At 61.6% G+C, this 19,297-nt stretch carries 18 protein-coding genes; 16 read left to right on the top strand and 2 right to left on the bottom strand.

What is annotated here, in order from left to right:
- The first annotated feature begins 30 nt into the window (after window positions 1-30).
- The 10 genes from AC1DD7_RS00590 (at window position 31) to AC1DD7_RS00545 (ending at window position 9,476) form a co-directional block, all read left to right on the top strand.
- Window positions 31-552, top strand: coding sequence for a cupin domain-containing protein (locus AC1DD7_RS00590; RefSeq protein WP_477513344.1), 522 nt, complete (start codon window positions 31-33; stop codon window positions 550-552).
- The gene (locus AC1DD7_RS00585) at window positions 549-1,499 is read left to right on the top strand and encodes an isocitrate lyase/PEP mutase family protein (protein ID WP_477513343.1); all 951 of its coding nucleotides are present in this window, start codon (window positions 549-551) and stop codon (window positions 1,497-1,499) included. Before AC1DD7_RS00590 ends, AC1DD7_RS00585 begins: the two co-directional genes overlap by 4 nt.
- A gap of 17 nt (window positions 1,500-1,516) precedes the next feature.
- Entirely contained in the window at window positions 1,517-2,275 is a 759-nt protein-coding gene (locus tag AC1DD7_RS00580) for an SDR family NAD(P)-dependent oxidoreductase (protein ID WP_477513342.1), read from the top strand.
- 44 nt (window positions 2,276-2,319) lie between these two features.
- Window positions 2,320-3,243, top strand: a complete 924-nt coding sequence (locus tag AC1DD7_RS00575) for an SDR family NAD(P)-dependent oxidoreductase (RefSeq protein ID WP_477513341.1) — start codon at window positions 2,320-2,322, stop codon at window positions 3,241-3,243.
- 74 nt (window positions 3,244-3,317) lie between these two features.
- On the top strand, window positions 3,318-4,061 hold the full coding sequence (locus tag AC1DD7_RS00570) for an NADPH-dependent F420 reductase (protein WP_442005473.1): 744 nt from the start codon (window positions 3,318-3,320) through the stop codon (window positions 4,059-4,061).
- 43 nt (window positions 4,062-4,104) lie between these two features.
- The gene (locus AC1DD7_RS00565) at window positions 4,105-5,298 is read left to right on the top strand and encodes an acetyl-CoA C-acetyltransferase (protein WP_477513340.1); all 1,194 of its coding nucleotides are present in this window, start codon (window positions 4,105-4,107) and stop codon (window positions 5,296-5,298) included.
- Complete coding sequence (locus AC1DD7_RS00560; protein WP_477513339.1) at window positions 5,299-5,928, top strand: nuclear transport factor 2 family protein; 630 nt, start codon at window positions 5,299-5,301, stop codon at window positions 5,926-5,928.
- Window positions 5,921-6,841: an SDR family NAD(P)-dependent oxidoreductase gene (locus tag AC1DD7_RS00555; RefSeq protein ID WP_477513338.1), complete on the top strand. Its 921-nt coding sequence runs from the start codon at window positions 5,921-5,923 to the stop codon at window positions 6,839-6,841. Before AC1DD7_RS00560 ends, AC1DD7_RS00555 begins: the two co-directional genes overlap by 8 nt.
- Window positions 6,838-8,457 carry an FAD-dependent monooxygenase gene (locus AC1DD7_RS00550; protein ID WP_477513337.1) on the top strand — a complete coding sequence of 540 codons (1,620 nt, stop codon included), beginning with the start codon at window positions 6,838-6,840 and terminating at the stop codon, window positions 8,455-8,457. Before AC1DD7_RS00555 ends, AC1DD7_RS00550 begins: the two co-directional genes overlap by 4 nt.
- 203 nt (window positions 8,458-8,660) lie before the next feature.
- Window positions 8,661-9,476 (top strand): enoyl-CoA hydratase/isomerase family protein, encoded by an 816-nt coding sequence (locus AC1DD7_RS00545; protein ID WP_431115049.1) that lies wholly within the window; start codon window positions 8,661-8,663, stop codon window positions 9,474-9,476.
- Between the two features lie 71 nt (window positions 9,477-9,547).
- Here the strand turns inward: AC1DD7_RS00545 and AC1DD7_RS00540 are convergent, their stop codons facing one another.
- On the bottom strand, window positions 9,548-10,423 hold the full coding sequence (locus AC1DD7_RS00540; protein ID WP_442005468.1) for an isocitrate lyase/PEP mutase family protein: 876 nt from the start codon (window positions 10,421-10,423) through the stop codon (window positions 9,548-9,550).
- 171 nt (window positions 10,424-10,594) lie between these two features.
- Between AC1DD7_RS00540 and AC1DD7_RS00535 the strand changes: the two genes are divergently transcribed.
- The 3 genes from AC1DD7_RS00535 (at window position 10,595) to AC1DD7_RS00525 (ending at window position 14,446) form a co-directional block, all read left to right on the top strand.
- Window positions 10,595-11,422, top strand: coding sequence for a crotonase/enoyl-CoA hydratase family protein (locus AC1DD7_RS00535; RefSeq protein WP_477513336.1), 828 nt, complete (start codon window positions 10,595-10,597; stop codon window positions 11,420-11,422).
- Window positions 11,423-11,576: 154 nt separating this feature from the next.
- Window positions 11,577-12,833, top strand: coding sequence for a M24 family metallopeptidase (locus AC1DD7_RS00530; protein ID WP_477513335.1), 1,257 nt, complete (start codon window positions 11,577-11,579; stop codon window positions 12,831-12,833).
- 47 nt (window positions 12,834-12,880) lie between these two features.
- A complete protein-coding gene (locus AC1DD7_RS00525; RefSeq protein ID WP_477513334.1) occupies window positions 12,881-14,446 on the top strand; it encodes a CocE/NonD family hydrolase in 1,566 nt (521 codons plus the stop codon).
- Here AC1DD7_RS00525 and AC1DD7_RS00520 read toward each other — a convergent pair.
- Entirely contained in the window at window positions 14,432-15,253 is an 822-nt protein-coding gene (locus AC1DD7_RS00520) for an IclR family transcriptional regulator (protein ID WP_477513333.1), read from the bottom strand. The two genes, AC1DD7_RS00525 and AC1DD7_RS00520, sit on opposite strands and share 15 nt — an antisense overlap.
- 118 nt (window positions 15,254-15,371) lie before the next feature.
- Here AC1DD7_RS00520 and AC1DD7_RS00515 point away from each other — a divergent pair, with 118 nt between their 5' ends.
- The 3 genes from AC1DD7_RS00515 to AC1DD7_RS00505 are packed head-to-tail and all read left to right on the top strand — an operon-like array spanning window position 15,372 to window position 19,225.
- Complete coding sequence (locus AC1DD7_RS00515; protein WP_477513332.1) at window positions 15,372-15,953, top strand: VOC family protein; 582 nt, start codon at window positions 15,372-15,374, stop codon at window positions 15,951-15,953.
- Complete coding sequence (locus AC1DD7_RS00510; RefSeq protein ID WP_477513331.1) at window positions 15,954-18,080, top strand: acetate--CoA ligase family protein; 2,127 nt, start codon at window positions 15,954-15,956, stop codon at window positions 18,078-18,080. It abuts the gene before it with no gap.
- Entirely contained in the window at window positions 18,077-19,225 is a 1,149-nt protein-coding gene (locus AC1DD7_RS00505) for an FAS1-like dehydratase domain-containing protein (protein WP_477513330.1), read from the top strand. Before AC1DD7_RS00510 ends, AC1DD7_RS00505 begins: the two co-directional genes overlap by 4 nt.
- The last annotated feature ends 72 nt before the right edge of the window (window positions 19,226-19,297 follow it).

The raw sequence follows: 19,297 nt of genomic DNA, 5'->3' as shown, positions 1-19,297 counted from the left end.
AAGCGTCCATCCACGAAGGAGTGAACACAGATGACTTTTCCTGATCCCAAAAAATTCCAACTCGTCGTCGCGGGGCCGAACGAGGCCGGCGAGGCCGACTTCCTCGAAGTCGGCCCGGCCGCAGAGTTCGACTTCCCCGGCGTGGCAGCGGGTGCCTTTTACTGGGCTGTTGACGGGGGCCACAGCCAAACGAACATCGGCGCCCCGCCAAGCAAGGTCGCCTTGGCTGGACCCAACGGATCCACCTTCGGTATCAGCAGCTTCCCTGCGCACTCTTCCGGGGAGGTGGACGCAGAGACGCTGGACGAAAGCATGAACGCCACCGACGACGACGGCGACGCCGGGATGCACGCGAGCGACACCATCGACTACGAGGTGGTTATCTCGGGCAAAGTTGACCTCGTTCTCCCGGGTGGGAAGAAGCGGACGCTCGTGCCGGGAGACCTGCTAGTCATGGCCGGGGTGCCCCATGCCTGGAAGAACCCGTACGACGAAGACTGCGTCTACGTCGTGGTAACTGTCGGTTTCAACACCCCTGAGGTGGCATCATGAGTCTGACCTCACCAGGCAAGGCGCTGCGTGCCGTCTTCGACAGTCCCCAGACGGCCCTGGTGCCGTTCGGCGCCTTGCCACTCCACGCACAGATGGCGCAGCACGCAGGTTTCGACGCGTTCCAGCTCTCCGGCGGCATGTCGGCTTGGTGGCAGGGCGTCTCCGACACGGGATGGCTCACCCTGACCGAAGTGGTTGAGCATGCAAAACGTACCGCCCGCGCCGCTGACATTCCGATCTATTGCGATGCCGATACCGGCTTCGGTGCACCGATCAACGTGCAGCGCACAGTGTCAGAGTTCATTGATGCCGGCGTCGCCGGAATCCACATTGAGGATCAGCGGGAGCCCAAGAAATCAGGCGGCGTAGCCGGGATCGAATTGGTTTCGGACGCCGAGGCTATCGGACGACTGAACGCCGCCGTCGATGCCCGCGACAAATTGGACAGCGATTTCGTCATCGTTGCCCGCACCGACGGCTATGGTGCCGCCGGCGGTGGCGTGGACGAGGCGATCCGCCGCGCGCAACTCTACAAGGCCGAGACCGGTGCGGACGTCATCTTCTACGAGGGATTCCATACCTGGGAGCAGGCCGAACTCGCGCTGAAGGAGACACCCGGGCCCGCCTACGCCGTCGGAGTTCCGTTGATCGGCCGAAAGACCGTCGCCGAGATGACAGCGCTCGGCCAAGCGATCCAGCCTGTGGCTTTCGTGCTCCCGGGCGTCAAAGAGGTATGGCGCCTGCTCATGGAGGTCAAGGAATCCGGCGAGGCCACACCCATCGGCGAGTACATCGACCACTTGAACGATGGCCCGGACAGCATCGGCTGGGGCGCAATGTTCGGCCGGCCCCTGACCGACTACGTGCGTGAAACCGAGGACAGGTTCCTCCCACAGGAATCGCGCCGCAATTATGACAACAACGTCCATGTTGGAGAGAACTACTGATGAATGAGGAAAAACTGATGATGAAAGACAAAGCCGGTCTCGTCACCGGCGCGGGCTCGGGCATTGGCCGGGCAGGTGCCCTGGCGTTCGCGAAGAATGGCGCGCACGTAGTGGTGTCAGATATTGATGAGGCCTCCGGGCGCGAAACAGTGGAGATGATCACCGAATCCGGTGGAAAGGCCGTCTTCTTCCAGTGCGATGTCAGCGATGAGGAGCAGGTCAAAGGCCTCATCGACGCGACGGTGTCGAACTTCGGGCAGCTGGATTTCGCTTTCAACAATGCAGGGATGAACGGTGTCTTCGCACCTATTGGGGAGACTGACAGCGAGACCTGGGATCGAGTCATGAAGGTGAACCTCTACAGCACCTTCTACTGCCTCAAGCACGAAGTCAACGCGATGCTGAAGACCGGAGGTGGCGCGATCGTGAACACAGCTTCTGCTGCGGGCTTGATCGGCATCGCCAACAACGCGCCGTACACGGCCTCGAAGTTCGGCGTCGTCGGGATGACGAGGAACGCGGCCATTGATTATGGGCCCTTGGGCATCCGTATTAACGCTCTCACGCCGGGGTCGACGACGAGTCCCATGATGAAGAACGCCTTCGAGCAGAACCCGCCCGAATTCCGGGAAAGGATCCTGTCGGCGATTCCGATGCGCGGGCTGGCTGAACCCGAGGACCAGGCAGATGCGGTTGTGTGGCTCTGCTCGGAACAAGCCCGCATGGTTACCGGAATTTCCCTGGCGGTCGACGGCGGCTGGCTGGCTGGAAAGTAGTGGCAACGCCTGCCGGCTTCCACAAGAAATGGAGTAACTGAAAAATGAACAATCTTGATTTCAAGGGCCGGGTGGCAATTGTCACGGGTGCGGGACAGGGAATGGGCCGTGAGCACGCAAAGATGCTCGCCGCCCGCGGGGCGCGCGTGGTCGTCAACGACGTCAACGTGGCGAACGCCTCCGAGGCCGTGGCAGAAATTACCGACGCCGGCGGCATGGCAGTGGTTGACAGCAATAACGTTGTCACGAACGCGGCTGACATAGTCCAGACCGCACTGGACTCCTTTGGGCAGCTCGACATCGTCGTGAACAACGCCGGGATCAACGCTTTCGGCCGTTTCTGGGAGATGGAGCCCGAGACGTGGTGGCGCATCTTCGATGTGGCCGTCAAGGGCGTGGTTGGAGTCTCGCGTGCTGCCATGCCGCACCTCATTGCCTCGGGCAGTGGCCGGCTTATCAACATCTCGTCGAACGGGGTCATGGGTGTTCCGACCGACTCGGCCTATAACGCTGCCAAGGCCGCGATCTGGGGTCTGGGTATTACCCTAGCGGCCGAGGCTCGTGAGGTGGGAGTTCAAGTCACCACCCTGATGCCGGTTGCCTTGACACCGATGACGGAGGACGCCTTTCCCAATCCCGTGGTCAAGGACGCAATGCGCACCAATGTTCCGGCGAGCTCTGTGTCTGCGTTCGTGACGTGGCTGGCGCACCAGGACACTACAGTCTTCGGCGAAACGTTCGAGATTGCCGGAGTCGCTGCCGGTCGCGTGGCCATTGCCGGCATGCCGCGAATGAAGGTCGAATCACCTACGCCCGAGAGTTGGGCCGACAGCGGGGAGGCGCTCATGAAGGACGGCGAGCTGCGGGCATTCCGCAATGCGAGCGAGTCGTTCCGCGACCAGATGGTGTACTTGGCGCCCGAATTGGACACGGTGCTCCCAGTCAACGCAGCGGACGTTTCGCGGTGATGCTCGCGGCATCAATTACCACGTAGGGGCAAGTTCAAGGCCGGAACCGGCTCACAAACAAGACAAGGATTCTCATGAAGATCGGCATTGTAGGAGCAGGATCAATCGGAGCGACACTCGCCCGCAAACTCAGCGGAGCTGGCCATGATGTGAAGGTTGCTAATTCCCGCGGCCCTGAAACCATCAGTTCGGACATTGTGGCGGCGGGAGCCAAGCCAGTAGAGGCAAGCAGCGTCGCCACCGACGTCGATGTCCTCATCACGTCCATACCGCTCAGCCGGATGCCGGAGGTCAAAACCCTTATCGAGGACCTCCCGGCCCACGCGGTCATCGTCGATACGTCCAACTACTACCCACTACGTGATGGACGGGTGGATGCCCTGGAAAACGGGATGGTCGAAAGCGTCTGGATCACCCAGCAGCTCGGGCGTCCCGTTGCCAAGGCCTGGAACGCCATTACGGCTGGGTCTTTCGAGGCCTATGGACGTGAAGACGGCGATCCCGATCGGATCGCGATCCCTGTGGCCGCGGATCGCGACCACGACAAAGCGGTGGCGATGGCCCTCGTCGAGGAAACCGGCTTTGACGCGGTCGACGCCGGATCCCTGGCGGAGTCTTGGCGCCAGCAGCCCGGATCCCCCAGCTACTGCACCGATCTCACCCGCCAGAAGATACCCCACGCCCTTGCTTCAGCCGATAAGGCGCGGAGCCCACACCGACGCGACATCGCGCTTGCTGCCATTACAGAACGCTTCCCGAACTATTCGGATGTCACCGCCGACTACCTTGTTCGACTTCACCGGGCCCTCTACAGCTAAACCCGTGACTATCCGCCAGCAGCCCCAGGCTCAAGGAGCATCAATGAACCGTAAGGAAGATATCGTCATCGTTGGGGCTGCCCGGACTCCCCAGGGCCGGTTGATGGGTCAGCTCGCCGCGTTGTCCGCCGTCGAGCTCGGCGGTGCTGCAATCGCTGCCGCCCTGGACAGGGCAGGCATCAGTGCAGATGCTGTTGACGCTGTTCTCATGGGACAGGTAATCCAGGCGGGCGCTGGCCAGAACCCTGCACGACAAGCAGCAGTAGCCGGCGGCATACCGCTCAATGCCCACGCTGTCACCGTTAACAAGGTATGCCTGTCCGGACTGACCGCGATTATCGAAGCCAGCCGGCTACTCCAGCTTGGCGAAGCGGAAGTAGTCATCGCGGGCGGACAAGAATCAATGAGCAATGCTCCGCATCTGCTTCCTGGTTTACGCGCCGGGCAGATCTACGGGGATGCCGTGCTGTCGGACTCTGTTGCCCATGACGGGCTAACCGATGCCTTCGACCACGAGTCCATGGGCCTTAATACTGACCGCGCCAATGACGTACACGGCATCGCTCGTGCCGAGCAGGACAACGCCGCTGCAGACTCCCATCGACGGGCAGCAGCGGCCCAGAGCGCAGGGTACTTTGATGCGGAAATTGTTCCGGTCAAAGTGCCGCGTCGGCGGGGAACGGCTGAATTGGCAGGCATGGACGAGGGTGTCCGTCCGGACAGCAATGCGGAGTCCCTCAGCAAACTCCGGCCGGCTTTTTCCCCTGGCGGTACCGTAACGGCCGGCAACGCATCGCCGCTCACTGATGGTGCTGCCGCCGTCGTCCTTACCACGCGCGGATACGCAGAGACCCATCGCCTGGAGATCTGGGCTGTGCTCGCAGCTCATGGACAGATTGCGGGCCCCGACACATCCCTGCCGGACAAACCAGCGCAAGCCATTGCGAAAGCGCTCGGAGCCGCGGGCTGGACCGTAGAAGAGTTGGATTTCGTGGAGATCAACGAAGCGTTCGCGTCCGTAGCCCTCCACTCAGCTGCGCAGCTCGGAATTGCGATGGACAAGGTCAACGTGAACGGCGGCGCCATCGCGCTCGGACACCCCATTGGCGCCTCCGGGGCGCGCGTGGTTGTCTCCGCTGTCTACGAGCTGCAGCGCCGCGAACGGGGCAAAGTTGCTGTGGCACTGTGTGGTGGAGGCGGCCAGGGCGAGGCGCTGCTCCTGTCCCGGACCCGATAGATGACTGGAGTAATTGAGCCCATGAAGGAGGCTACGCCGAACACCGGCAAAACGGTGGACTGGGCTGCCGAGCTGGATCAACTGCGTGTCCTGGTCGCCAAGCAGGAGCTGAACGAGAACATGATCCGCTATTGCCGGGGCATGGACCGGAAGGAACTGGACCTGATGAAGTCCACCTACTGGCCTGAGGCGACTGAGGATCATGGCATGTATGTGGGCCTGTCCCATGACTTCTGCGACTGGGCCTATTCCATGCGGCGGGAGTCCTCCCACAAGGCCAGCCACTACGTGACCAACATACTCATCGACCTCAACGGCAACGAAGCCAAGCGTGAAACAGCGTTCATCTACCGTACGGTTCCAGCCGACGGCGGCCCTACGGACCTGCTTTTTGGCCGTTACCGGGATCTCTGTGAGCGGCGCCAAGGGGAGTGGAAGGTGCTCGCGAGGACTTGCGTCTGGGACGGGGCGCAACGGCTCGGTCCGGAAGCCGACGTAGCCGAGCTGTTTGGCATCCCACCCACGTCCAACTTCGGCGATCGCTATCCGCACGACCCGATCTATGCCACGGATTGGGGAAAAGCATCCCCTGTCCAGACCACGAATGCAAAGGAGCATTTCAATGACTAGCGATCAAATCCTCGCTGGAAAGCACATCCTCATTACCGGCGCCGGTCGCGGCCTCGGCGAGGCTTATGCACACGCGGCCGCAGCGGAAGGTGCCCGCGTCGTCGTCTCGGACATTAATGCCGAAAGTGCCGAGGCTGTGGCGGAGGCGATCAACCGGGCAGGCGGCGAAGCCATGGCCGTCGCGGCGGACGTCACCGATTGGGACAGTTGCCAGCGGCTGGTCTCTACTGCGGTAGAGCGCTTCGGGAAACTTGACGGCCTGGTAAACAACGCCGGCTATTTGGAGACCGTGACTGCCGGGCAGGAGACCCAGGAGCACATCCGCCGCCACGTGGACATAAACGTCTGTGGTACCTACTTCATGTCAGTCCATGGCCTTGCCGCGATGGAGGGACGCGGATCGATCGTCAATGTGACCTCGGGCGCGGTTGTAGGTCTCCGGATGATGAGTGCTTATGCCGCAGCCAAGGCGGCGATCGCCTCGTTGACTTTCGCCTGGGCAACCGAGTTCGGCGCCGAAGGTGGAGACATCCGGGTAAACGCCATGGCACCCCATGCCGACACACCGATGATGACGGCCGGCACCGAGGCGTACACGAAGTTCTTCGGCGGAAACCCCATCGCGCCGCCGCCGTCCACAAACGCTCCAGTGGTGCTTTATCTCCTGTCCGACCTCAGCAAAGGAGTAAACGGCCAAGTGGTCCGTTTTGCGAACGGGCATGACCTCATGCTGCTTTCGCACCCGGCCGTCGTCGACTCCGCCCTCACCCGCGAGTCATGGACGCCCCTTGATGTCAGCGCTGCGTTCGATGACGTGCTGCGCGCCAGGATGCAGCCGTGCGGCCAACTGACGTACATGGATTCCCGCATCACGGAGCCAGAACTGACGGAGTTTGCAGGAGTCAGCCAGTGAACGAGCGGAATGAACCCGCGAAGCGCAGCGTCGACGTCCTGATTATCGGAGCTGGTCCGGTGGGACTTTCGGCGGCGATCCTCCTGGGGCGGTTCGGCGTGGACACCCTCGTTGTCGAGCGACGAACCGAGCGGTCGCGCCACCCCAGGTCCCGTGCGGTCAGTTGCCGCACCATGGAGGTTTTTCGCGAGCTCGGTCTCACGGAAGAAGTACGGGCTGCGGCGCTTCCTGGCGGACCACGGCGCCTGCTGGGAAGCGATGCCGTATCACCGTGGCGTTCTGTAGTCACCAGCAGCGGTGCTGACGGCCCCGCCGACACCAGCCTCGGTCCGGAGACCCTGGATGTGGTGCTGTGCTCACAGGACGCCCTTGAGCCCATCCTCGTTGACGCGGCCCAGGCAGAGGACACGGTCACGATCGAGTTCGGAAGGACCGTGTCGACGGTTAAGGACACAGGGACAGAAGTCCTCGTGTCCATAGCCGATGATGATGGCTCTGTGGACGTTGCCGCAAAATATGTCATCGCGGCCGACGGCGCCGCCAGCCAGGTGCGCACTGCCCTGGGGATCGGGACGACGGGCGATCAGGACCTGCAGACGGCCGTGAGCGTACTGTTCCGTTCGCCTGTTATCCAGCGGCGCACGGGCGATCCCTCCAGCTTTATCTATCTCGATAATCCACAGACCATCGGCGCTGTCGTGATCGCTCCCGTGGACGCGACCGATCGGGTAGCGATGCTGGGCCGCCCGCTGGTCATGGACAGGGTGCCCTTCGAAGACATTGACTGGACGACGCAAATACGCGATGCGATCGGCGATCCTCACGAGTCGGTGGAGTTAATGGACGCCCGGACCTGGACTGTGGGCGCCTGGGTGGCTGACTGTTACCAGTCCGGCCGGATCCTGCTCGCGGGAGACGCCGTGCACGTCATGCCTCCATACGGCGGCTTCAACCAAAACACCGGCATTCAGGACGTCCACAACATCGCATGGAAGCTGGCAGCTGTCCTCAAGGGCTGGGCTGATCCTGCCCTCCTGGCCACGTACGAAGTGGAGCGGCGGCCCGTTGCAGTGTTTAACATGGCCGAATCCGTCCGCAACTTCCGATCCATTGTCGGTAACGCCGATGAAGGCCCCCGCTCCTTCCGGCCGGAAAACTTTGTACACCCTGGCCTGGACATCGGATTCCGCTATGACCGTGGAGCGGTTGCCGGACCCACATTGCCGGATGCCGGCTGGCCGGTGGGAACTTTCACCCCAACTGCTGCCGTGGGTGAACGCGCCCCGCACGTGTGGCTCAACGCCGAGGAAACTGTCTCAACGCTTGATTTGTTCGGACGTGAACTGACCGTGCTGGCCCGCTCTGGTTCCGAGCCGGCAAAAGAGGCAGCGCGGCGCGCAGACATGCATGGCATTCCACACCGCTTGGTGACGTTCGGGCCCTCAGGGGACTTCGTCGCTGCAGAGGCCGAGTGGGCGGCTGCTTACCGTGTAAACAGGGACGAGGCCATCCTTGTACGGCCCGATGGTCACGTCCTGGCGCGTTTGGACAGCACGGAGCCGGCAACCGTGGACAGCGCCCTGCTCGCTTACGCCGGCCGGAGGACTGCTCCATGATTCGGTCAGAGTTGGACTTGCCGCCGCCGCCATGAGCAGGGCGGACACGAAACGCTATTCCTCGCGCGGATTTTTGCCAACGACTATTGAGAACTCGCGCTATTTGTATATACAGTTCATATTACGAGAGTTTAGAACGCGCCGGCCGGACGGCCCCATGGAGCGCGACTCATGGCTCAATCACAGAAATAAGGAGATTCACGATGGCGTGGATAACGTTTGATGACTACAAGGACAAGTACGAGCACATCAAATTGGAGCGTGACGAGGATGGCATTCTGCTCGTCACGTTCCATACGGATGGGAGCGACGTCGTCTGGGGTGTAGGAGTCCATGACAATGTTTCATCGCTCTGGGATGACATCAGCAGGGACCGGGGGAACCGCGTTGTCATCATCACCGGAGCGGGCGACACCTTCATCGACAAGGAAGCCCCGATTGATAACAAGAACTGGGTAACCCCTGAGATCTGGCTAGGCCTTCATCACGACGCCAAGCGCCTTGTGCTCGGCCACCTCGACATCGAGGTTCCCATGATTGCCGCAGTAAACGGTCCGGCGAGGTATCACAATGAGCAGGCGCTGTTGTGCGACATCGTCATCGCTTCCGAGGATGCCGTGTTCGCCGATCATGCACATTTCTCCCAGGGAAACATTCCCGGCGACGGCATGCAGATCATCTGGCCGCTGGTCATCGGCCTGAACCGGGGCCGGTACTTCCACCTCACCGGCCAGGAGATCACTGCGCAGCAGGCATACGAATGGGGTGCCGTGAACGAAGTCGTGCCCAAGGATCAGGTAGTCACCAGGGCATATGAACTTGCCCGGATGCTTGCCGCGAAGCCTACGCTGACGCTGCGTTCCACCCGGATGCTGATGGTGAACGAGCTCAAAAAGACCATGAATGACGCGGTCAGCCACGGAATGATGACTGAAGGTCTTGTTGCCATGGGCGAAGGCTGGAATCCGACTCCGCTCACGGGACCGGAGCTGGCCGCGGGTGTAAAAACTCCGGCCTGACGCAAATGAAAGCGCCGACGACTTGAGATGTCGTCGGCGCTTTCTGCTCGTGAATCAGTTGCAACAAACTGTCAGGAATAACCGAAGTGGCGGGCCTTGCGGGCCCAGTCTGCCGCATCGATTGCTTCCATGATGGGTATGTAAGCGCCGCCTTCTGCTTCGCCCTCGAGCAACTCACCACGCGCGAGGAGGGACAGATTCTCGCGAAAGCCCGCTACGGCACCGTTCACTGTGTTGATGACCAGCAGCATCTTTACACCGGCGTCTTCGAGTTCCTGGCGCTCTTCCAGGGTGGGATTCTTTACGGTCACCATGACGTACTTGCCTGGGACGACTTCCGAGAGCTTGGGCAAGTCGAGAAGGGGGTAGCCGCACGGATAGAGCATGTCTGCGCCGGCAGCAGAATAGGCAGCCATGCGTTCAGAGAGGTTGTCGAAGCCAAAGCGGCTGGCATCCGATCGGGCCACGATCACCATATCCGGGGACGTCCGGGCTTCCACGCAGGCACGGATGATGTCACTCATCTCCTCGACGGTTCGAAGTTTGAGTTGCGGCTTCCAGCGCTCCCCGCCGTCTCTGGGTGTCCAAAAGTGCTTCGTTGCAGGCACCATGTCTTCGACCAGCAGGGCTGCGACGCCGGCTTGCTCGGCAAGTTGGACGCCACGGAACGCTTGAAGGGGTGATCCTCCTGCATCATCAAAGTCGAGAATGAGTGGCAGGTCTGTGACTGCCGTGATGCGCCTGCCGGCCTCGATGAGTTCTCCCTGGGAGATAAAACCGTTATCCGGCACCCCGTAGTGGAAGTTGGAGTAAGTGCCCCCGGCGATAAGCACGACATCGAAGCCGGCTTGCTCAATCAACTTCGCTGAGAGTGCATCGTAGGCTCCCGGCGCGATGATCATTTTGGAATCCGCGAGCAGTTCCCGGAGTCTTTGCGCGGGTTTCATGGTTATTTCCCTTCATTCCATCCGAAATTGTGGCTAGCACGAGAAAGAAGAAATCCTCGTGGAAAGTAGCAATGTTACTATCGTATCACGGTAGTAACATTCACCATTTGAAAATATCTAGATCAGCAATCCGCAGCTCTAGTCCCATCATGACGACCCAAAGGATGAACGATGCAACAAACCCAGCCTCAAGCGGGAGCAAGCAACAAACAGAGTGAGCCAAGCGTTCACGTCAGCAACTCCGGGGGAGTTCGCATCATGACGATCACCCGTCCGCACAAGCGAAATGCCATTGACCGCCCCACAGCACTGGCGCTTGCAGCTGCGTTCGATGCGTTCGACGCCGATGATTCTGCAAGCGTCGCCATCCTCACCGGCGCTGGCGGATACTTCTCGGCAGGCGCTGACCTCGTATCGGTTGCAGCGGGAGACGTTCCGGTCCTTGAAGGACGTGGTTTCGCCGGCATCACCCGTCGGCCGCCCGTGAAACCCGTCATTGCCGCCGTCGAAGGGTATGCCTACGCAGGGGGATTTGAGCTTGCCCTCGCATGCGATTTGATCGTGGCCAGCTCAACAGCCTCGTTTGCCCTTCCTGAGGTAAAGCGGGGACTGATCGCCGCAGGCGGCGGGCTACTCCGCCTGCCGGACCGTATGCCGTATCACATCGCGATGGAGCTGGCGCTGCTGGGAGAGCCGATCACTGCGGCCCGCCTCGCCGAGCTCGGTCTCATCAACAGGCTGACTGAGCCGGGCAAAGCACTCGACACAGCACTCGAACTCGCTGCAAAAATCCAGCTCAACGGACCCGTTGCAATGAAGACTGCCAAGCGCATCATCTCGGAATCGCGGTACGCCGCAGCGGAGGCGCGCTTCGCTGCCCAGGAAGAAATCGTTGCTCCGTTGCGAAGTGGACCGGAAGCGCGTGAGGGTGCCCTGGCCTTCGTGGAACGGCGCGACCCCGCGTGGGCAGTCGCCGCGCAGGGCAGCGATAGCCACTGAGTTAACAAACTGGAAGTCTGGCGTGGCTTCCTACGTCATTGGCGTCCTATGCCGTGTCGCTCAGGGTCCGCCCCCTCTTAGCGTTGTTTCAGAGCAAAGATCGGTTGAAATGCCGCAGCACTAACATCCATAAACACGAAAGGCCAAGGCAACGATGCCCGAAAATCACCAGAAATTGCACTTCGGACCGGCACGTACAGAACTGCACGTAGGCGTTGATCTCGAGCGGATGCGTCGAGAACGCGCTGACCGTATGCGGGCCCTGATGCGCTCCAAGGGCATACCTGCGCTCCTGCTCACGGGCGCGGACAATGTGCGTTATCTGACGGGCTTTTGGTGGGGAGAATTCTCGCTCCAGGTGGGCTATGCATTGTTCTTCGCAGATGAGGAACCAATCGTGTTCGCGCCAGCGGGATCCCTCCAGCAAATGCCCGACCAGGCTCCATGGATCACGCAGTGGCGCCCAGCCATCTCTTGGCTCGGCGGTGTGGCACCCAGTTCTGCAATTGCCGAACTGTCGGCCGTTTTCGCAGCCCAGATCCGCGATGAACTTTCATCACGATCTCTCCAGGGCGAGCAGTTGGCCGTCAGCGAGATTGATGAGCCCGGTATGAATGCCCTGGCCGATGCAGGTATCCAAACAATTCCCGGGCTCCCTCTCTTGCTCGAATGCTCAACGATCAAGACCGCTGATGAAATCTCCTGCATCTCGATGGCGGCGAGCTTGAGCACCGCAGGGTTTGAGGCGACCCGGGCCGCATTGCGGCCCGGAACCAAGCAGGCCCAGATCGCGTTGATGGCCCGTCGCGCCATTGAAGATGCCGGTGCGGAAGTGGGAGCCGCCCGTCTGCTCTCCGGACCACTGTCATTCCCCCGTGGGATCAGCGGTGGAGACCGCATCGTTGAGCATGGCGATCTCGCCTACCTCCTCACCTGCGGAACTTCCTACATGGGGTACACCGCGTGTCTCTACCGCCAATACGTCGTGGGCCGCGCCCCGACGTCAGCCGAGCGCTCGTCCTACGCAAAGCTGACGGACCGTTTGGATCTGGCGATGTCGCTCATGAAACCCGGCGCAAGCACAGCTGACGTGGCCTCCGTACTTGCCCCCGCGGAAGATCTTGGCTTTCCGTCCGAGGCAGAGTGTTTCAGCATCGAACTGGGGCACGGGATCGGCCTGGTCAACGCAGGGTCCCGGGCAATCCACTACAACCCGCCCACCATTACGCGCTCGTGGTCGCTTGACCATCCTGAGGAGATCCAAGAAGGCATGGTCATTGCCATCGAAGGTATCGAAGGGCAGCACCGTGTCGGAGGCGTACGTCTTGAGAACCTCGTTGTCGTCACGGCAAATGGCGCGGAACTTCTTGACCACTACCCGCGCCTGGACATGGTCCAAACAGCCGGGTGACCATCCCAGGCCAGACCGACTGCGATTGCGAAACACCGAAGGTTGCCATGACCCTGATAGTTGAGAAGCACGTCCCTGTCGCAATGCGCGACGGCGTTACCCTCTCTGGAGATGTGTACCGGCCAAGTGATGGGGAACCGCGCTCCACAGTTCTGATACGGACGCCCTACTGCAAGGACGACCCCGCACACGCCAACACGTGGATTAACGTCCTGCGCGCCGTGGAAAGCGGCTGGGCGGTGGTGGTTCAGGACGTACGGGGCAGGTTTCGAAGCGAGGGCGACTTCGTTCCTTTTGTGAATGAAGCCGATGATGGTGTGGACACCATCCAGTGGGTGCGCGGGCAGCCGTGGTCCGACGGCAAAGTGGGCATGGTGGGCGGGTCATACGTAGGTATCAGCCAGTGGTTGGCGGCGGCGAAGAATCCTGAAGGCCTCATTGGCATTGTTCCCGCTGTGACCGCCGACGACGTCCATTCCGGTTGGCTTTACGAGGACGACAACGTCGTGTTGGGATTCCTTGCACACTGGGTGTCGATTCTCCTCGCAAGCGCCGGTATGGATGAAAAAAGCCGTCCGCGGATCGCAGGCCTGGAGCGGAGCGTCGCAGAGGGGAAAATCCGTACTTTTCACCAACTCATCGAGGAGGCCGGGGAGTTCGCGCCGTACCTGCGCGACTGGCGGGATCGTAGCCGTTCGCTGGTGGATCCGGAGCTGGCTGGGCACGTTGAGGTGCCGGCGTTTGTCATCGGAGGCTGGTTCGACATTTTCCTTCCAGGAACAGTTGCCAGTTTTGTGCGACGAGAGGCCATGGGCGCGCGGAATCTCCATGATCGCCTCTTGATAGGGCCCTGGGCGCACGGTCTCATGGGCGGATGGTTCCCGGCGCGCTTCTTTGGTCCTGCATCATCGTTTGACAGCCTGGACCCGACCTCCCTTCAACTCGGTTGGCTGGAGGAAATACGCGACGGCCGCAACCGCGCTGACCACCCTGTGAGTGTTTTCTCCATGGGAGCTGATGAATGGCGATGCTTCTCGAGCTGGCCGCCGGATGACACACAGAGAATGCAGCTTCAATTACGCTCCAGCACGCCGGACGGTGCTGTAACGAGTACAGATACCTACGCCGGGCTGTCACTGGAGCCGCCCGTACCGACAATCGGCGGGCGAACATTCTTTCCGGGCTACAAAGTGGGCGCGAATTCAGGTCCGCGAATGGTGGACGCGTTGAGCGCGCGCCATGACGTGCAGTCGTTCGTTTCGGAACCACTCTTCGAAGACGTCGAGATCCTCGGGTCGGTCACGTGCAGCCTCAAGGTTGCGGCCACGGGTCCCACGCCTGTGATCATCAAGCTGGCGACACTTGATGACAACGGCTCCTCCGAGCTGCTCTGCGAGGGGTCCTCATTCAGCACTGCGGAGGGTAGCGCCGGGAAGTCAATCACCGTGGATCTTGGATCCACTGCGATCCGGCTTTCGAAAGGAACCCGCTTGTGCGCTTACCTTGCCAGCTCAGATTTTCCCCGGTTGGAGGACGGCCCCCGGACGTCCCTGGAAGTTTGTCACGGGGAAGGGGGTCCGGTACTGGAACTGGACGTACTACGGCTGGGTTGAGTCTCCTTCTTCATCGTCCAGGCGGCGGGCTTCCATCAGGGCATCGACGCACTTCTGGAAGTGCTCCTCGTTGGTAAACCGGTGAAGCGGGACCGTAATCGTCAAAGCAGTGCGGGGGCGTTCGGACCCTTCGAAGAGAGGAACTGCCATGCCGCAGACGCCAAGAACGTATTCCTGGTGGTCCAGTGCGTAACCACGCGATCTGGTCACCTCAAGATCGGCCAAGAATTCAGGAAGGGTAGTGATCGTATGCTCGGTTCGCCGCGTGAGTTCACCGTCTACGGACCGGATCCGTTCCAGTTGTGATTCCGGACCGAAGGCGAGGAGGGCCTTGCCTGAGGCGCGAGCATGAATGTCGCCGGAAACGCCAACCCTAAGATCCGCTACCCGAACCGCGTGGCTGCCCTCCTCAACGGCGACCACAGTGACAGTGCCGCCTTGCCACGCGGAAAGGTAGGCGCTTTCGCCGGTAGCATCAACCACCATCTTCAAGAGACGCAGCGCCAGGGGCGACGGACGCCAGTCGTCTTCCACGCGTGAACTAAGATCCAGGATTTTCCCGGCGGCGAGTTTGTAGGTGCGCTCGTTACGTTCCAGGTAACCGGCATGTACAAGCGTCGCCAGCAAATGGGAGGTCGTCGCAATGTGCAGGTTTACTGCGCTCGCGATGGACTGGGCCCGCATGGGCTCCTTCGACGCCGCAACGACATCAACGATGTTCAGGGCCCGGGCAACCGACTGAACCAGGTCCTTCGGAGCTTCGCTGTCGAGGGACGGTTTGTCGACTGTCTTAGTTGTACTTGCCATGCGGAAATCATACGCACATGGCGAAAGGAGAGCTACAACGCCATGAGAAAGAGTCGGTTACCGCGGACAGCATTTTATCCGTTGACAGCAACTAGAAAGCTAGCGTAGTTATTACATTATGAATGCAACTATCACATCAAGAGAGTTTGAGCGGGATGGCGACGCTGCCAGGCCCGCTGCGGGAGCGGAATCTGTTCAGTTCGCAGCTTCTGTTCCGATAGGAAAAGTGGGGCAGGTAGGGATCCTCGTGCCGGACCTGGACGGGGCCATCGACTTGTACGGGCGAGCCTTCGGCATCGACGAGTGGACTTGTTACAGCTATGACCAGGAGTTCATGCCCTGGTCACGCTTTGGCGCCGAGGAAGGCGCTTTTGCCATGAAGCTCGCCATGGGCGGGTCCAATCCCCAGATCGAGCTCATCCAGCCATTGGCCGGTCCAAGTATCTATCACGAGTTCACCGAACAGGGGCGCACCGGCCTGCACCACTTGGGCGTCTTCGTGGACAGCCTTGATGACGCGATCACGCTGATGGAAGGGTCCGGATATCGGGTTACGCAAACCGCGCGTGGCTATGGCCAGGGCGGCGACGGCGGATTTGCCTACTTCGATACCGAACGTGATCTCGGCGTCGTGGTCGAGGCAATAGAAGTCCCCGCCCGCCGCAGGCCGGGGACCATCCGACGTACTGGAGGAATGTAAATGTTGGATAGCAAGGCCGTTTTGAGCCCGGTGCGCATCGATAACCCGCTAAACGCAGAGAGTGTGGCGGTGGTTGGCCCCTCCCGGGACGCATGGAAGACCTCGGGACGGACGTTGGATTACCTCGCCCGGCTCGGCTTCGAGGGGCGGTACTACGCAGTCAGCAGCGTGCACAAGGAAGTGCTCGGTGTACCCACCGTGGAGAGCCTCTCCGACCTCCCCGAGGTGCCCGACGTTGCCGTCCTCGTGGGACCGGCCGACAGGGTCATCGAGGATCTTCGCGAGTGCGTGGCGCTCGGCGTCCCTTTCGCGGTGGCCTTCGCTGCCGGCTTCGGTGAGACCGGCAGGCACGACCGCGACGAGTTGCTCCGTGCAGAATTGGCCAAGGGCACCACCCGACTTATCGGGCCCAACTGCATCGGCTTTATGCACGTGGGCCGGTCACTGACCGCAACGTTCTCCTCGGTCCTGCAGCGTAGTGCGATTCCGGCAGGTCACGTGGCCATGTTCAGCCAGAGCGGCGGACTCGGAAACGCGCTCATGCAATCCCTTGCCGCACGCGGCGCGAGCGGCTTGAGTGCATGGGCCAGCTCAGGAAACGAGATTTCTACGGGCTTTACCGACTGGGCGCAGTGGTTGGGCGCTGATCCGGACACGCATGTCCTCACCTGCATCGTCGAGAGCTTCAGCGCAAACGACGACCTCGAAGCCGCTGCAACCGCTGCGGGGGACCGCGGAATCCCGGTCATCGTCCTGAAACTGGGACGGTCCACCCGCGGCGCGATGAGCGCCCAGTCGCATACCGGGAAGCTGGCGGGCAGCGGCCGTGTCGCTCTGAGCGTCCTGCGCCACCGTTTCGGAATGGTGTGTACCTCGCCTGAGCAACTCCTTGATTTGACCGAGACGTTCGACGTCTTCCATGGACGGCTCTCCGGCGGTGACCAGGAACTGACGGTCGTCACGACTTCCGGCGCCCAGGTGGGGCTCTGGAACGACCTGGCCGATGACCGCGGCCTGACTTTCCGGGATATTGAACCAGATGCGCTCCAATCAATCGGCGATGCGGTTGGCAGCAATCACCTCGGCAACCCCATCGACGTCGGAGTCCAGTCATCCACTGCCGACTACCTGCGCATCCTTGAACGGGTCTTCGCCACGACGTCGGACGGTTGGGTTATCGTGACGGCGACCCGGCTCGCGCACGATTTCGATGAGTTGGCGGCCGGTATCGCCGGGATGAGCATCCCGGCGGGAGTACGCGTCATGGTGGTCCCGTTGTCCGAGGACGACCGGGTCACGGCCGCCCAGGCCGGGATCCTGCGCAAAGCAGGAGTGCTTTCCTTGCCTACAGCGGGGCGTGCGCTGGATGCCATCGCGGCCGCATCTTCATGGGCCCACGTCCAAAGAACCCGTGCCAACCGCGGAGATCTCGTGGGGAGGGCCCTCAAGACGACGACGACTGACGGGACGTCCAACCTGACGTGGCGTGAGGTGGCTGAATCCTTGGCGGAATCCGGTGTCCCTGTGCCCGCCAGCCGCGCCGTCCGTGATGTCGACGGCGTTGTCCAGGCTGCCGAGGAGATCGGCTTCCCAGTGGCGATCAAAATTGACGACGCCGAGATCCTGCACAAGGCAGACGCCGGCGGCGTTTTCATCGGCGTCAACGACGCCGACAGCGCGCGTGCGGCAGCCACCCAGCTCGCATCCCTCCAGGGGGAGGCCGCGACGATCTCTGTCCAGGCGATGGCACCAGGGAAGACCGAAGTCCTCCTGGGGCTTCGACGCGATCCCGAATTTGGTCCGGTCCTCGTCATCGGCGCCGGCGGCGGGATGACTGAGGCAATCGACGATATAAGTATCCTTCCGCTCCCGGTGTCCCGGTCGGAGGTCCGGCAAGCCATCTCTGACGCGCGCGTTGTGGCCACCAGCCTTCGCGGTGAGGCCGGCGGGAAGACCCTCGAGGCCCTTACGAGCAGTGTGATCGACATAGTTGCCTGGGCCGAACGGCACGGGAACATCCACGAGTTCGAATTCAATCCCATCCTTGCGGACCCGGCGACAGCAACCGTCACGGTCGTCGATGCTGTCGTCTCAGTCCACACCACCTCGTTAGGACCAACAACATGACCAGCGCAGCTACTTCCGTACCGGCAAAGCGGATCACCGATGAAGACGTCGCTTACATGAGGAGCTTTGTCGGCGAGTCAGCCGTTATCGTGCAATGGAACGAGGAGGCCAGCACCGACTCGATCCGCCACTACGCATGGGGGATCGGCGACGAGAACCCGCTGTGGCTATCCGATTCGTACGCGCAGACAACGCGGCACGGTACCCGGATTGCACCCCCCACCTTCCTCTACTCCGTGTGTGACGCCGAAGTCGCAATGGGCATGTCAGAGGGCCTCCAGGCCATTCATCTTGGTGCCGACCTCGACTTTCGCCGGCCGATCCGGCTGGGGGAGCGGGTGCGGGCCCGCGCCTTCGTCGAGGACGTACGCGAACGGGTTGGCCGCCGGTCGGGCCGCCTCGTGGAGCAGGTGGGGCGCACCGATTACTTCGTCGGCGAAGAGCTGGTCGGGATCGTCCGTAACACGATCGTCTGTGTGGCTCGAAGTTCCGAGGCCCAGCGGATGCACGAACCCCGCGATCCGCATGTGTATACGGACGAGGAGAAGGACCAGATCCGAGCCGCGATCCTTGCTGAGGAGATCCGCGGCCAGCGCACGCGTTTTGCTGAGACGGTATCCGTCGGCGATGTCGTGCCGCAGGTGGTCAAGGGTCCGCTCGACCTCATCACCATGACTGCGTACTACGCGGGCGCAATCGGTACCGCCGGCTACCGCGGCGTCGAGACCCGAGTGCGCCAGCAGGAGCGAGTGAGGAACGGCGACCCAAACGCGCCGACGAACCTCGGTCCCGAGCACTTCCTCTCCGAGCCCTTCCCGAGCTTGGGACACCAGGACGCTGCCATGGCGCATGCGATCGGTATGCCGGGCGCGTACGACAACGGCAACCAGCGCGTGTCGTGGATGTCGCACTGCGTGACCAACTGGATGGGCGACGACGCGGATCTTGTGTCGCTTTCGGTCCGCATTAAGCAGCCGGGTGTCTTTGGTGATACCCAGTGGATCGGAGGCGAGGTCACGCGCGTGTTCCGCGATGAGAACCATGGAGCATGCGCTGAACTCACACTGAAGGCCATTAACCAGTTAGGTGTGGAGACCACGAGCGCCGTAGCGATCGTCGCCTTGGCCGAGACCCGCACGAGTTGACGCTAACCGGGTGGATGACTGGTTGACGCATTTTCCCGCCATATTGGCGTCCATTGCCATGCCGGTCCTGCC

Source organism: Paenarthrobacter sp. 10L412, assembly GCF_056395565.1.
Note: the sequence above shows the minus strand (reverse complement) of the source record. Positions and strands in the feature narration are given on the sequence as shown.